Source organism: Staphylococcus sp. GDY8P196P (assembly GCF_017891705.1).
GTDB lineage: Bacteria > Bacillota > Bacilli > Staphylococcales > Staphylococcaceae > Staphylococcus > Staphylococcus ureilyticus.
This window is the reverse complement of sequence record NZ_JAESJS010000018.1, coordinates 141725-154904: the sequence shown is the minus strand read 5'-3', so window position 1 is coordinate 154904 and position 13180 is coordinate 141725. Positions and strand designations below refer to the sequence as shown.

Genomic DNA, 13180 nt, shown 5'->3' with positions numbered 1-13180 from the left:
CCTCCTCCATCATCATATGTATTAATCAAAAATTAATTTATAGATTAGCATTTAGCTTAACAAATTATTCGATTTTATCTAGTTTTCCGCTTACATGACTATTGTAATTAAGTGATTGAATCATAACTGAAATGACTAATAAACTCCCCATAGTATCAGTAAAATAATGGGCGCCCACGTAAATACGGGAAATTATAATTGAAGCTACTAAAATAATTGCTATACAATATAATATTTTATTCCTTTTTATTAATAATATTAGACTTACCAATATGCACACACTTAAAACATGCATACTGGGAAAACTATAACCTTCAAAATATGCGGTTGGTCTCGGTCGTTGAATGACATATTTCATAAACGTACCTATTAAAAATACTGAAAAGCACCAAAAGCCATACCACAAAAATTTAAATTTATGATAGAAAAACAAACCAGCTAAAACACATATTGTTAAAATCAAACAAATTTTAGGGTCAAAAATAACTGAAACAAAATAGAGATATCGTTTTATAATATCTGTGTTTAAATATGTATGTAACATATTATATACAGTTTGGTCTACGGGTTTTGCTATACCTATTGCAATACTAATCAATATAGCAATAAGCAAAATAACTGGCAATGTAATTTTTAAAATATGCTTCATTTTACAGTATCCTTTCTTTCGTTGTTAATTCTTCTAGCCACTGCTAAGAGTGCACCAAACGCTATGCTGATACTCAACATGGAAGAACCACCATAACTCAATAACGGCAAAGTCACACCAGTTAATGGAATAATACCAGACACACCAGCTAAATTAATAAAAACTTGCATAAATATGTAACTAACCACGCCAACACATATCAATTTATAAAACTGATTATTTGTTTTATTCGCATAAATAAGCCCTTTTACTAAGAGATAACCATAAATTGTAAGTGTGAATAGTACGCCAAGTAGTCCTAACTCTTCTGAAATAACAGTAAATATGAAATCAGTGTGCGGTTCTGGTAAATACCCTAACTTGGCTATCCCATTGCCTAAACCTTTACCCGTCAGTCCACCATTGCCAATCGAGGTTAAGGCACTCGTTAATTGATAACCATCATTATCTTCATATTTAAACGGATCTAACATCACTTTTATCCTTTTTAGTCTATATAAATTTTTAGAATCAAAAATCAGTGTATAAATTCCATAAATAACTAATGGCACGAGTGTAATTCCCATAATTTGAAATTTAATTTTATTTTTTATATCTGAGTATATTAATATACAACCAATAATAGCTACTGTTAGTAAAGTTCCGCCTAGATCTCCTTGCATCAACACAAGCAATAAACCAATACCTAATATGGCAAGTGGTGGTAACATATGCTTTAATTGGTAATCTTTGTGACTCCTCACACGTTGATTAATAATGTAAGAAAGATAAAAAATCGAAGCTAATTTCAAAAATTCCGAGGATTGTAAACTAAATATTCCTAAATTAATCCAGTTTCTTGAACCATTAATCTCTTTCCCTATCAAAATTGTAATTAATAGCAAGCATAAGGTGCCAATAACCATCAATTTTTGTATATGAGCACTTTTAAAGAAATTTATATTTATGCACAATGCAATAAATATAACGACTACAATACCCATAATCAAAAAGATAAATTGTCTTTTCATAAAATAATTACTTTCAATTGAAACGCCACCAGTTAAAGCGCCTTTAGATGCCGATACCATGCTCGCACTATATATCATGACGACACCTAAAATGCCTAGTATAATAAAACTAATTAGCATCCCATAATCTAGACCTTTTAACCGTTGCTTAATCATTCTTAAAATATTCTTCATTTCTGCACCTCATTATAAACGTCCACCACCTAGTAAACCAGATATAACAAGCATGCTCAATCAGACTTTAGGCTTACCTAATTTAATATGTTATTCGTATATTATGTATTTCTATTTAAATATTTTATCTATACATAAAATGAACAAATTTACTTTTTAAAAAGTATCAATTAATTATCTATAATTTTAAATTACACGAGATAACTGTAAACGTATTGATTTGAAAAGATTATGTCCATTATGCTAAACTATATTATAGATTTTAAAAGTCTGTAATAACTTTAAAATCTATAATATGGAAATCTACATTAAAGGATGACAAATTTGAATCAATCTCAATTTAATCAAATAGCCCGAAATTATGACAATAACGAAAGAATAAAGCTCGCTAAAACGATCTCTTCCGAATTAAATTTATTATTTAACAAAGGTACGTATGATTCATTATTAGATTATGGTGGCGGCACTGGCCTTGTCACATTCGATATCGAACATCATTTCAATCACATCACTGTTTTAGATGCTTCACCGAAAATGGTTGGAATATGTAATACCAAAATTAAAACATTAAATAAAACTAACATTGCAGCCATTGAAGGTGACTTGCTCGCTTCGAACAATATACTGCTTCATCAAACTTATGATGTGATATTGCTTTCTCTTGTATTACTTCATAGTGGGAATTACATGGCATTACTACAACAGTTAGTCACGCAATTAAATAGTAATGGCTTACTTATCATAGTAGACTTCGATAAAAACGAAAATGTTAATCATCCGAATATCTATAATGGGTTCGAACAAAAAGATATCCAAAAATCACTACACACAATAGGACTTTCGAATATAGACAGCCATACTTTTTATCAAGGCAAAAATATATTTATGAACAAAGATGCCAGTCTCTTTTTAGCTTCTGGACAGTTAACGTAATCTCCTCAAAATGTATAATCATACAAATTTAAATGTATAGTTTTTATATAGTTATTCATTGCAAACACGAATTTCCTTCCCAATGAATTGAACAACAAAAAACTACTGTTTTCTAACACTTTATGTGTGAAACAGTAGTTTTTCTTAAGTATATATTTAATTGAAAATATGTCTATTAACCAAAGAATCCAGCGATGAAGTCTGCACCTTTAGCTACTACATCTGCGATGCTAGTTCCCATATTTACCCAGTCGTGATCTAAACCTGATTTTACTGCATTTGAAATTGCTTCTACGATACCTGACATAATGTAAGCACTCCTTTAAATTGATTTAATTTGTTATTTAAAAATTACGCGAAAGTGTCAACTAAAGTTTTGATTAATTTAATGATACCACCGATAATATCTGCAATCATCATGTCAATACACCCCTTTACTTGTTTGTGTAATTACATTGTATGCTAATTAATAATTAAAATGTTAAATTTTTCTCAATTAGTTTAATTAAGTTCCTAACTGTCTTAATTTAATAATAAAAGTACAGTTAGGCAAAATACTTATGTGTATTGATATCACTTTTAGAGATATCAACCATCTCTTTTTGTAATTTTACACCTAGAACTATTGCTATTAGACTTGAAAGAAATACTTGCCAAATGATTAAATTTGTTTCAACTAAGGAGAGATGGAAATGGGAAAACATTACGATGTCATCGTTGTCGGAGCTGGCTCTATGGGTATGTCAGCTGGATACTATTTAGCAAAAAATGGGTGGAATACACTAATGATAGATGCTTTTGATCCACCACATGAAAATGGAAGTCATAGTGGTGATACAAGATTAATAAGACATGCTTGTGGAGAAGGTTTATCGTATGTCCCCATTGCTTTGAGAGCACAAGAACTTTGGAATGAACTTCAAAAACAAACAAATGAACGTATATTTTTAAATACAGGTGTTATTACTTTTGGTCCTAGTGATTCATTATTTGTACAAACTGCAATCAATGGTGCTCGGCAATATAATCTAAATACTGAAACTTTATCTGCTAAACAAATTAACGAAACTTGGCCAGGTATTACAATACCTGATGGCCAAATTGGTTGCTATGAACCTGAAGCAGGTGTGCTATTTTCTCAAAATTGTATTCGCGCTTTTAAGCGACTCGCTCTAAATCATGGTGCCGAATTAAAAATCAATTCGCCAGTGATGCATATTGATATTCTTAATGACTCAGTAGAAGTTCAGACCCCCTCTGAAACAGTTACAGCAAATAAATTAATTATTACTGGTGGTGCTTGGAATAAAAAAATTCTAGATGATTTAGATTTAAAACTACAACTTCAACCTTCTAGACAAACGATAGCATGGTTTGATTCCAATGATATTTTATACAAGTCAGATGGATTTCCAGGCTTTTTTGCCGACGTTCCGAGTGGTGTATATTATGGATTCCCTTCTATTGATGGTACTGGTTTAAAAATAGGACGTTATGATAACGGAGATCCTATCGATCCAACTTATTACAATAAATCATTCGGGTCTTATGTAAAAGATGAAAAAGATATTAGTGGTTTTTTGAACGCATATATGCAACAAGCTAATGGAAATATCAATGTAGGTAAAACTTGCATGTTCACCAATACATTAGATGAGCATTTTGTGATAGACAAACATCCCAAATATGAACATATTGTCATTGCTGCTGGTTTTTCAGGACATGGCTATAAATTTTCAAGTGCCGTCGGAGAAATATTATATGAATTAGCCACTAAAGGTAAGTCCAAACAAGATATATCACTATTTAAAATAACACGTCCAAGTTTACAGCCTGAAAATAAAGAAAAAGTTTTTAATAAAGCAAGGGGGGTTTAAACATGACACAATCAAATTTAAAATTCTTACAATCGCTCATCAATGTCGATAGCACCAACCCACCTGCTAACGAAAATAACGTTGTACAAATTTTTAAACAACGATGTGCATCTCGTAATATTCCTTTTGACATTACACATTTAAGTGACAAAAGAAGTAATTTTTCAGTAACTTTAAAATCTGAGCATCCAAACGCTAGCAAACTCTTATTATCTGGCCATACCGACACTGTAAAGATAGGCGCACAAAAATGGGATTATGATCCTTTTAAAGGCGATATTGCTCATGGAAAATTATATGGAAGAGGAACAACAGATATGAAAAGTGGTTTAGCTGCTTTATATCTTGCTTTAGAATCTTTGATTGAGGAAAACTATGAATTCAAAAAAGATATTGAATTTTTAGCCACCGCAGGAGAGGAAGTAGATTCAATCGGTGCGGAACATTATGTCAAAAACGCAAATATGGATAATGTATCTGCTATCATCATAGCAGAACCCACGACTGAGAAAGTTGCAATTGGACATAAAGGAGCATTATGGATAGAAGTCACTTTGACTGGAAAAACTGCACACGGCGCAATGCCAGAACAAGGTATTAATGCAGTTGAGGGCATAAACAAAGTCATTCAATTGGTAAATGATTTAAAAGACGAATGGTCAGAAGAAACAGTAGCTTTAGGCAAGAGTAGCATCTCAGCAAATATGGTTAACGGTGGTATTCAAACGAACGTGATACCCGACAAATGTACATTAAATGTTGATATACGAACAGTTACACCTAATATTCATGACAAACTGTACAAGCAATTTAATCAACGCTTAACTCAGATATTTGCTGATAGTAACTCTCCAAAAGTAAACACAAAAATATTGCTTGACCGGGCGACTGTTTTAACGGATGTCGATGCTGAAATTATTCAAAAAGCCTTAGATATTTCGGAAGAAAATGATATTACTGGAATGGCTTATTATACCGATGGATCCGTGCTAAATCCTAACAGTGACATTCCCACATTAATTTATGGGCCAGGAATAGAAACATTAGCACATCAACCCAACGAATATGTAGAAATAGCAGCTTTCGAACGATCTATAGACTTTTTCAAAGCATTAATTAAAAAATATGCAACATAATTAGACTGCCGTCATAGTGACGGCAGTACTTTTTTCTGCATAAAAGAAATTGTTTCATGTATAATAGCCTCAAACGAAAACTCAGGTGATATTATGGAAATCAAAGACTTTAAAATTTTTCAAAGCGTTAGTCAACATCAAAGTATCAGTAAGGCTGCTAAATCACTAAATTATGTTCAATCTCATGTTACCTTTCGCATAAAACAACTAGAACAAGAACTCAACACACAACTTTTTTTACGTCATAATAAAGGTACAACTTTGACGAAAGATGGTGAAAAATTCCAAATATATGTTGAAAAAATTTTAGCCACATTAAATGAAATAGAACATGATTTTGATAAACAAGAAACATCTAGTGGCAAAATTGATATTGGGATTGTCGAAACTATTACTAAATTACCGATGTTATTATCTATGTTTCGGAAAAATTCGCCACACGTTTCTCTTTCACTACATACCGATGTTACTGCCAATATTTCTAAAAAAATAGTCAATCAAAACTTAGATTGTGGATTTGTCACTGGTTTCAAACATCATCATCATATAAATAAAGTGGAGTTATTTAAGGAAAAACTTGTATTAATCTCCGGTACAGAGATGACCCAATTAGAAGACATAACATCCGCAGTATTTTTGGTATTTAAAAATGGCTGCAATTATAGAAGAAATCTTGAAGCCTGGTTAAAATCCGAAAATACTAAAAAACCAACACTTATAGAATTCGGCACTATGGAAACAATTATCGGTAGTGTAAAATCAGGTATCGGCATTAGTTTAGTTCCGAAATCATCGGTACAAAATGATTTGGAAAACGGCTCATTATATAGCTATGAATTGCCAGACAAATATAGTAATATCTCGACAGACTTTATTTGGAATAGAAATTATCATTTAAGTCTTGCTATGACTCATTTTATTCAAACTATCAAATCTTTTGCATATCAATACTAAAATAAACAGTAGTGTATACGCGTTATGACATTGACTGAAGCACTTGCCTTTTTTCTGCTTCAGTTAAAAAGGCATATTGAACGGCACGCTTATTAATATATTTAATCTGCTTTTTATTGATTAACTGATGTTTTAATAGCAACGTATATTCTTCATTTAATGAAGTTTGTGTCACCATACGATTGTCTGTATTGATAATAAAAGGTATATCATTTTTTAATAAGTAGGGAATATTGATTTGTGACAACGTCTCTATAGCTTTAGTTTGCAAATTACTTTTAGGACATATTTCTAATAATACATCCTTCGCTTTAACTTCATTTAATATTGCTTCATCTAAATTAGCAGCAACACCATGACCGATACGTTTAGCACCTATTTTGATTGACTCTAAAACATTATGTATACATCCACACTCACCTGCATGGAGTGTTAAATTCATACCTTTTTCTAACCCATATTGAATGGTATCTTGTATTTCATGTGGTGGAAATCCTACTTCAGGACCCGCAAAATCAATACCACATATTTTTTCACTGTTATATACAGACACATCATCAAATAATTGTTTATTCACAGACGCTGCATGTTGCCTCATTGCGCAAATCAGTAAATTCACTTTCATATGTAATGTATCTTGTACAATATTAACGCCCGCTTCTACTGCTTTTAGTACATCTAAAAGGGTCATCCCCTGTTCCATATGCAACAATGGTGCAAAGCGAATTTCTATATATTTAACATTATCCTCATAAGCTTGTTGCGCAACATCTACAATTGCACGCTTAAGACTATCTGCTGTTTGCAATACTTTTAATACTTCATCAAAACACTTCAAATACGACGCTAAACTTTCACAATCCTCTTGCACCGTGAGACGATCCTCGTTTAGATGTACGCCTTGTTCTTGAGCCAATTGTCGAATTAAATGTTTGCTGACTGAACCATCTAAATGACAATGTAATTCTATTTTAGGAATCTCCTTTATACTTTGATTCATTTTAGTAAACTTCCCTACCTTTATATTGTGTTCATTACTTTTAAAATGCTAATCAGATAAATTTGATTTATTTAATATAACACTTTAATTTTCACATTTCTATAAAATATATGAGTATGATTCAATACTGTTTACTTACCTACAAAACACCTTATAGTAAGCCTTTTTAAAAGTTGATACGCGCATTAACATTTAAAAACAGGGTGAAACCAAACTCGTGATTTGATTTCATAACCCTGTTTATCAATGCATTCATAATTTATAATTGGTTATAATGACCTAGTATTATCATTGATATACCTATGCCAATAAAGGATACTACCATAATTGAGATCATTATTTTTAATTCTATAAGAAAGTGTTTTCTATTTTGACCTAAACGCACAAGTAACAATCCACTCAACATTACTAAAATAAATATAATAAATAATATTATGGCAATGATATTTAATATCTCCATTCGATTGCCCCTTCAGTTTTTTATTATTAAAGTTAAATGCTATCGATATACTGATGTTGTTGTAAATAATCCATAATTTTAGATACTGATGCTTCAACAGAGAGGGTTTCTGTATCTAATACAATCTCTGGTTGTGTAGGCGCTTCATATGGCGCATTTACGCCAGTAAATTCTGCAATTTCACCATTTCTTACTTTTTTATATAAACCTTTAGGGTCTCTATTTTCACATTCTGATAGACTACATTGCGTATAAATTTCTATAAAATCATCTGTATCTAATAATTGGCGCACCGCTTCTCTATCTGATTTATAAGGAGAAATAAAAGCAGTAACTGTTATCAAACCTGCATCTACCATCAATTTACTAACTTCCCCTATACGCCGTATGTTTTCCTTACGATCTTCAGGTGAAAATCCTAGATTCCGATTCAATCCATGTCTAACATTATCTCCATCCAAACGATATGTATGGATTTGATGGTTAAATAGTGCTTTTTCGAGTTCTACGGATATCGTTGATTTTCCTGAGCCTGAAAGTCCTGTAAACCAAATGACTGCACTCTTATGTTGATTACGCTGTAACCTTTCATCTTTGGTAACCTCTGATGCGTGCCATGTTATATTTTTAGATTCTCCCATTACTACATCTACACTCCTTTTATTTCTGTTCTTTCAATCCATTTATAAGAACTTGAGCCACTTCAGGTCTTGAAAATTCTTTCGGTAACGTTTCTCCATTTTTCAATTTTTCACGAACTTTCGTACCACTTAAATGTAAATGTGCTGAAGCATCATGTGGGCACGTTTTTGCTGTAGCCATGTTTTCACATGTTTTACAATAAAAGGCATGTTCAAATTTTAATATTTGTATACCCAATTCTGCTTCGTATTTAGCAATCATTTCTTGCGCTTCATACGTGCCATAATAATCACCTACGCCTGCATGGTCACGCCCTACAATAAAGTGTGTACATCCATAGTTTTTACGTACTGTAGCATGTAATATCGCTTCTCTAGGCCCTGCATATCTCATTGCGGCAGGATAAATAACTAAACGCGTTTTATTTTCCGGGTAATAATTTTCCAATATAACCTGATAGCTTTCCATACGTACTGATGCTGGAATATCATCAGATTTTGTTTCACCTACTAAAGGATTCAACAACAAGCCATCTACTGCTTCTAGAGCAGCCTTTTGAATATACTCATGTGCGCGATGTACTGGGTTTCTAGTTTGAAAACCTACTACTGTTTGCCATCCTAAGTCTGTAAAGAGTTGTCTTGTTTCTTTAGGATCCAAATGATAATCTACAAATTCGTCGTGTTTAGGTCTATTTAATAAATAAATTGGGCCTGCGAGATAGACGTCCCCTTTTTCATAGACCTTTTTGACACCAGGATGATCAACATCCGTCGTTCCATATACAAGTTGCGCTTCTTTTTGTTTGTCATACGTGTACTTTTCTTCTAAGTCAATCACACCATATAAAACACCATCTTCCCCATACAAAGCCACACGAGAGCCAATATTCAAATTTTGAGATTGCGCTGTTGTCACAGGTAGTGTAATCGGAATGCTCCAAACCAAACCATTATCTAAATGTAAGTGTTCTACCACGTTGGTATAATCGTTTTGATTCATAAAGCCTGTCAGTGGACTGAAGCCACCTATTGCAATTAATTCCAAATCTGATAAACTCCACGGATTTAAAGTGATAGATGCGAGTGTTTCAGCTTCTTTAAGCAATTGTTCTCGCTCTGCGCCGTAGACCTCCCTATTGATAAGTGCACCACCATGAGGTTGGATGGTAGATTGTTCTTTTTCGTTTATTAATGACATGTTGTCACACTCCTTAATGAATTAATCTAATTTATTTACATTGGTTTCATCTTTAAAAGTAGCAAACGGTAATTTATTATTTTGGTATAAAGCATATAAAATTAATCCGAACCAAATCACAATCAATGCAATTTTTATTGCGATTGATAAAGCGTGATTGATTTCAACAACACTAATCAGTGAATTTGTATTTGTGAAAATAATCAATCCACTCACACACACAGCTAATATATTCATCGGTAACAGTCTGACTAACCATGCTGCAAACGGTGCAGCAATCATACCACCGACACTTAATGACACGACAAGCCACCAATTAATTTGACTCCAACCAAGAAAAATAATAAAGCTTAGCGACGCAGATACTGTCACGAAAAACTCACTTGCCGATACCGTACCAATCGCATACCTAGGTTCCAATTTCTTTTGAGCAAGTATTAATGGCGTATTAACCGGTCCCCAGCCTCCACCACCAATTGAATCTAAAAATCCTGCCACGGCGCCTTGTGGTATTAATACAAAGCGGGATGTTTGTTCATTCGTTTTTGATAATGGTTTTTCTTTAGTAAATAAAAATTGGTATAAAATATAGAGTCCCATTGATAATAGAAATACAGCGATAAATGGTTTAATAAAGTCACTATGTATATGACTTAATATAGCAGCACCAATAAAAGCTGTTATCGCTCCAGGAATCGCTAATTTAATCATGGTAGGTTTATGTACGTTTTCAAATTTCCAATGCGACGTTCCTGACGCTGCTGTAGTAGCAATTTCTGAAAAATGTATTGTAGCTGAGACTATTGCCGGTGCTACACCAAATGTCAATAATATTGAAGAAGATGATGCGCCAAATCCCATGCCTAATGAACCGTCAATTAATTGAGCGAGAAAACCAGCCAGTGCAAAAACAAATAACTTATACATATGATGTCCCCTTTCCTTTCAATTTACTTCAGCGCTGATAACCACTTTCTAACTTCATTTTGCTTACTTATTTTTAAATATTTATCATTTAAAATTTGCTTCAAAAACCGTTCTTTTTCCTCCGATGAAAGTGAGCTACGTTTAACTTGCTGTCTACATTCATATAGGAAATCTACATAATCACCATATGCGCTATTAAAATGTTGTTGTAACTCAGCTAAAATTTGACTGGCCAGCTTAGGACTGGCACCTTGTGTTGAAACGCTGATCGTTAACTTACCACGTCGCAATATACTTGGTATCAATACATCACCTGCTAACGCTTGACCTGCCATATTAATTAATGCCTTGTCTGGCTTTGCTTGTAATATAGACTGGTTTACATTTGTATCATTCGTCGCAACAATAATTAAATCTGCATCTTGCACATCACTGCTTTCAAATATTTTATTCCGCCACTGAATCTCTTGTTTATCAACTAATTGTTTTAAGTTATTAGTGAGCGTGGGGCTAATAATTTGAATTAGTTTTGTATATGTTTTTAAAAGATTGATACGTCTTTCTGCTATTTTTCCGCCACCTATAACAACGATTTGTTTTTGCGAAATATCAACCATTAAAGGGATGTAAGACATAATGTCACTCCTCAGATAAGGTACTTTCAACTTTGATAAAATGACTAAACTGTATCAAATGTCTCTTCCACACGTTCTTTTAATGCAATTTGTAATGTCTCATGATGACTCAGATGCGCTGCTAAAATAATGTCACTTTTAAATTGATAAGCACTCACAACATTAGCGATGTGTTGGTCTAAAATACCTGTAAACCAGATATACGGTAAAATAAATATTTGCGAATGACCTTCATTTACTAATCGGTCCAGTGCATCTTCAAATAACGGTTCACAAGCTGCTAAATAGCACACTTCTATACTTTTAGAGGGGAACATTTCTGATAATTGTGACTTTATTACCGAAAAATCTTGCTTTGTTTGCGGATTATAACTTCCTCTACCAATAACTAATAATTTAGCGTCAGCATTAGGTGTGATTTTACGTTCTTCTAAACGTTGTTTAAGCACTTCCGTTAATCGTTTTTGTACGCCTAAAGGTTTACCATAATTAATTTTCACATTGGGAAATTGTGCTTTCATACGTTCAATTTCTTCAGGTATATCTTTGTAGTAATGTCCTGCGCTAAGTAGCAATACAGGTACCACTGAAATTTCTGTTGCACCTTGGTGCACTAATTTCCTAAAACCTTCAGATATATCCGGGTCTACAAGTTCTAAAAAACATGTTTCTTGTAAAGGAATATTAATTTTTGTTTGTACACGCGCAATCAATGACGTTGCTTCTTCGACTGCTTCTGCTACACGACTACCATGACTGACATATAAAACGCCTTGCATATCATAACCCCTCCAACAACTATGATGTGAGTTGTGTTAATAATTCATTTTTATATGTTTCTTCAAACCAACTGATTCGGTTACGTAATTTCACGACTTCACCCACAATAATCATAGCTGGATTTTCAATCTCTTTTGCACCGTGGACAATGGTTTCTAATGTGCCTACAACGGTTTTTTGTAATTGAGATGTACCCATATGTACAAGTGCTACTGGCGTATTTTTATTACGTCCATTTTTAGTTAATAACTCAACAATTTCTGGCAGCTTTTTAACTCCCATATAGATACATAACGTTTCCGGCCCTAAAGCTAGATGTCTCCAGTATTCATCCTTGTCAATTTCTTTATTGATAACACCCGTAACAAATGCAACTGAAGAGCTATAGTCTCGATGCGTTACAGGGATACCTGCGTATGCAGGTGCTGCGATACCTGCAGTAATACCTGGTACGATTTCAAATGATATATCATTTGTGGCTAATACTTCTGCTTCCTCGCCACCTCTGCCATACACGAATGGGTCTCCACCTTTCAAACGTGTAATCGTGTGTCCTTCTAGTGCTAAATCGACAAGTAATTGGTTAGTATCTACTTGCGACACTGATTTATGGTTAGGATTTTTACCACAATATATTAACTTAGCAGTTATAGATGCATAATCTAATAACTCAGGGTTAACTAAACGGTCGTATAAAATAATGTCAGCCGTTTCAATCGCTTTTTTACCTTTAACTGTAATTAAATCCGGATCACCAGGGCCCGCACCTACTAAAAATACTTTTCCCATCCTAACACCACTTT

General features: G+C 33.2%; 14 protein-coding genes. 4 read left to right on the top strand and 10 right to left on the bottom strand.

The window, feature by feature from the left end:
* Window positions 1-64: 64 nt before the first annotated feature.
* Together KA814_RS10665 and KA814_RS10660 are read right to left on the bottom strand one after the other, a co-directional pair.
* Window positions 65-649: a phosphatase PAP2 family protein gene (locus KA814_RS10665; protein WP_107359927.1), complete on the bottom strand. Its 585-nt coding sequence runs from the start codon at window positions 647-649 to the stop codon at window positions 65-67.
* A complete protein-coding gene (locus KA814_RS10660; RefSeq protein WP_064209670.1) occupies window positions 646-1833 on the bottom strand; it encodes an FtsW/RodA/SpoVE family cell cycle protein in 1188 nt (395 codons plus the stop codon). The genes KA814_RS10665 and KA814_RS10660 overlap by 4 nt, the downstream gene beginning before the upstream one ends.
* A gap of 324 nt (window positions 1834-2157) precedes the next feature.
* Here KA814_RS10660 and KA814_RS10655 point away from each other — a divergent pair, with 324 nt between their 5' ends.
* Entirely contained in the window at window positions 2158-2766 is a 609-nt protein-coding gene (locus KA814_RS10655) for a class I SAM-dependent methyltransferase (RefSeq protein ID WP_046207112.1), read from the top strand.
* A 175-nt stretch (window positions 2767-2941) separates the two neighbouring features.
* On the opposite strand, the gene KA814_RS10650 is transcribed toward KA814_RS10655, so the two are convergent.
* The gene (locus KA814_RS10650; protein WP_046207113.1) at window positions 2942-3073 is read right to left on the bottom strand and encodes a beta-class phenol-soluble modulin; all 132 of its coding nucleotides are present in this window, start codon (window positions 3071-3073) and stop codon (window positions 2942-2944) included.
* Window positions 3074-3458: 385 nt separating this feature from the next.
* Here KA814_RS10650 and solA point away from each other — a divergent pair, with 385 nt between their 5' ends.
* The 3 genes from solA to KA814_RS10635 all read left to right on the top strand — a co-directional run bounded on the left by solA (window position 3459) and on the right by KA814_RS10635 (window position 6733).
* Complete coding sequence (gene solA, locus KA814_RS10645; protein ID WP_107359928.1) at window positions 3459-4643, top strand: N-methyl-L-tryptophan oxidase; 1185 nt, start codon at window positions 3459-3461, stop codon at window positions 4641-4643.
* 2 nt (window positions 4644-4645) lie between these two features.
* Window positions 4646-5779 carry a M20 family metallopeptidase gene (locus KA814_RS10640; protein ID WP_107359929.1) on the top strand — a complete coding sequence of 378 codons (1134 nt, stop codon included), beginning with the start codon at window positions 4646-4648 and terminating at the stop codon, window positions 5777-5779.
* Window positions 5780-5872: 93 nt separating this feature from the next.
* The gene (locus KA814_RS10635) at window positions 5873-6733 is read left to right on the top strand and encodes a LysR family transcriptional regulator (RefSeq protein WP_073345302.1); all 861 of its coding nucleotides are present in this window, start codon (window positions 5873-5875) and stop codon (window positions 6731-6733) included.
* A 22-nt stretch (window positions 6734-6755) separates the two neighbouring features.
* Here KA814_RS10635 and add read toward each other — a convergent pair whose 3' ends face one another.
* The 7 genes from add to cobA all read right to left on the bottom strand — a co-directional run bounded on the left by add (window position 6756) and on the right by cobA (window position 13166).
* Window positions 6756-7733 carry an adenosine deaminase gene (add, locus tag KA814_RS10630; protein WP_107359930.1) on the bottom strand — a complete coding sequence of 326 codons (978 nt, stop codon included), beginning with the start codon at window positions 7731-7733 and terminating at the stop codon, window positions 6756-6758.
* A 492-nt stretch (window positions 7734-8225) separates the two neighbouring features.
* Window positions 8226-8834: an adenylyl-sulfate kinase gene (cysC, locus tag KA814_RS10625; RefSeq protein WP_070038448.1), complete on the bottom strand. Its 609-nt coding sequence runs from the start codon at window positions 8832-8834 to the stop codon at window positions 8226-8228.
* Window positions 8835-8853: 19 nt separating this feature from the next.
* A complete protein-coding gene (sat, locus tag KA814_RS10620) occupies window positions 8854-10035 on the bottom strand; it encodes a sulfate adenylyltransferase (RefSeq protein ID WP_210122751.1) in 1182 nt (393 codons plus the stop codon).
* 21 nt (window positions 10036-10056) lie between these two features.
* Complete coding sequence (locus tag KA814_RS10615; RefSeq protein ID WP_046207121.1) at window positions 10057-10962, bottom strand: sulfite exporter TauE/SafE family protein; 906 nt, start codon at window positions 10960-10962, stop codon at window positions 10057-10059.
* Between the two features lie 23 nt (window positions 10963-10985).
* Entirely contained in the window at window positions 10986-11597 is a 612-nt protein-coding gene (locus KA814_RS10610) for an NAD(P)-binding protein (RefSeq protein WP_107391320.1), read from the bottom strand.
* A gap of 44 nt (window positions 11598-11641) precedes the next feature.
* Window positions 11642-12376, bottom strand: a complete 735-nt coding sequence (locus tag KA814_RS10605; RefSeq protein ID WP_046207123.1) for a sirohydrochlorin chelatase — start codon at window positions 12374-12376, stop codon at window positions 11642-11644.
* A 19-nt stretch (window positions 12377-12395) separates the two neighbouring features.
* The gene (gene cobA, locus KA814_RS10600) at window positions 12396-13166 is read right to left on the bottom strand and encodes a uroporphyrinogen-III C-methyltransferase (RefSeq protein WP_107359933.1); all 771 of its coding nucleotides are present in this window, start codon (window positions 13164-13166) and stop codon (window positions 12396-12398) included.
* Between the last annotated feature and the right edge of the window lie 14 nt (window positions 13167-13180).

Coding starts and splice junctions, on each gene's coding strand:
- KA814_RS10610 (WP_107391320.1), bottom strand. CDS start 11,597: ATGTCTTACATCCCTTTAATGGTTGATATTTCGCAAAAACAAATCGTT.
- KA814_RS10650 (WP_046207113.1), bottom strand. CDS start 3,073: ATGTCAGGTATCGTAGAAGCAATTTCAAATGCAGTAAAATCAGGTTTA.
- solA (WP_107359928.1), top strand. CDS start 3,459: ATGGGAAAACATTACGATGTCATCGTTGTCGGAGCTGGCTCTATGGGT.
- KA814_RS10665 (WP_107359927.1), bottom strand. CDS start 649: ATGAAGCATATTTTAAAAATTACATTGCCAGTTATTTTGCTTATTGCT.
- KA814_RS10605 (WP_046207123.1), bottom strand. CDS start 12,376: ATGCAAGGCGTTTTATATGTCAGTCATGGTAGTCGTGTAGCAGAAGCA.
- cysC (WP_070038448.1), bottom strand. CDS start 8,834: ATGGGAGAATCTAAAAATATAACATGGCACGCATCAGAGGTTACCAAA.
- sat (WP_210122751.1), bottom strand. CDS start 10,035: ATGTCATTAATAAACGAAAAAGAACAATCTACCATCCAACCTCATGGT.
- cobA (WP_107359933.1), bottom strand. CDS start 13,166: ATGGGAAAAGTATTTTTAGTAGGTGCGGGCCCTGGTGATCCGGATTTA.
- KA814_RS10635 (WP_073345302.1), top strand. CDS start 5,873: ATGGAAATCAAAGACTTTAAAATTTTTCAAAGCGTTAGTCAACATCAA.
- KA814_RS10615 (WP_046207121.1), bottom strand. CDS start 10,962: ATGTATAAGTTATTTGTTTTTGCACTGGCTGGTTTTCTCGCTCAATTA.
- KA814_RS10660 (WP_064209670.1), bottom strand. CDS start 1,833: ATGAAGAATATTTTAAGAATGATTAAGCAACGGTTAAAAGGTCTAGAT.
- add (WP_107359930.1), bottom strand. CDS start 7,733: ATGAATCAAAGTATAAAGGAGATTCCTAAAATAGAATTACATTGTCAT.
- KA814_RS10640 (WP_107359929.1), top strand. CDS start 4,646: ATGACACAATCAAATTTAAAATTCTTACAATCGCTCATCAATGTCGAT.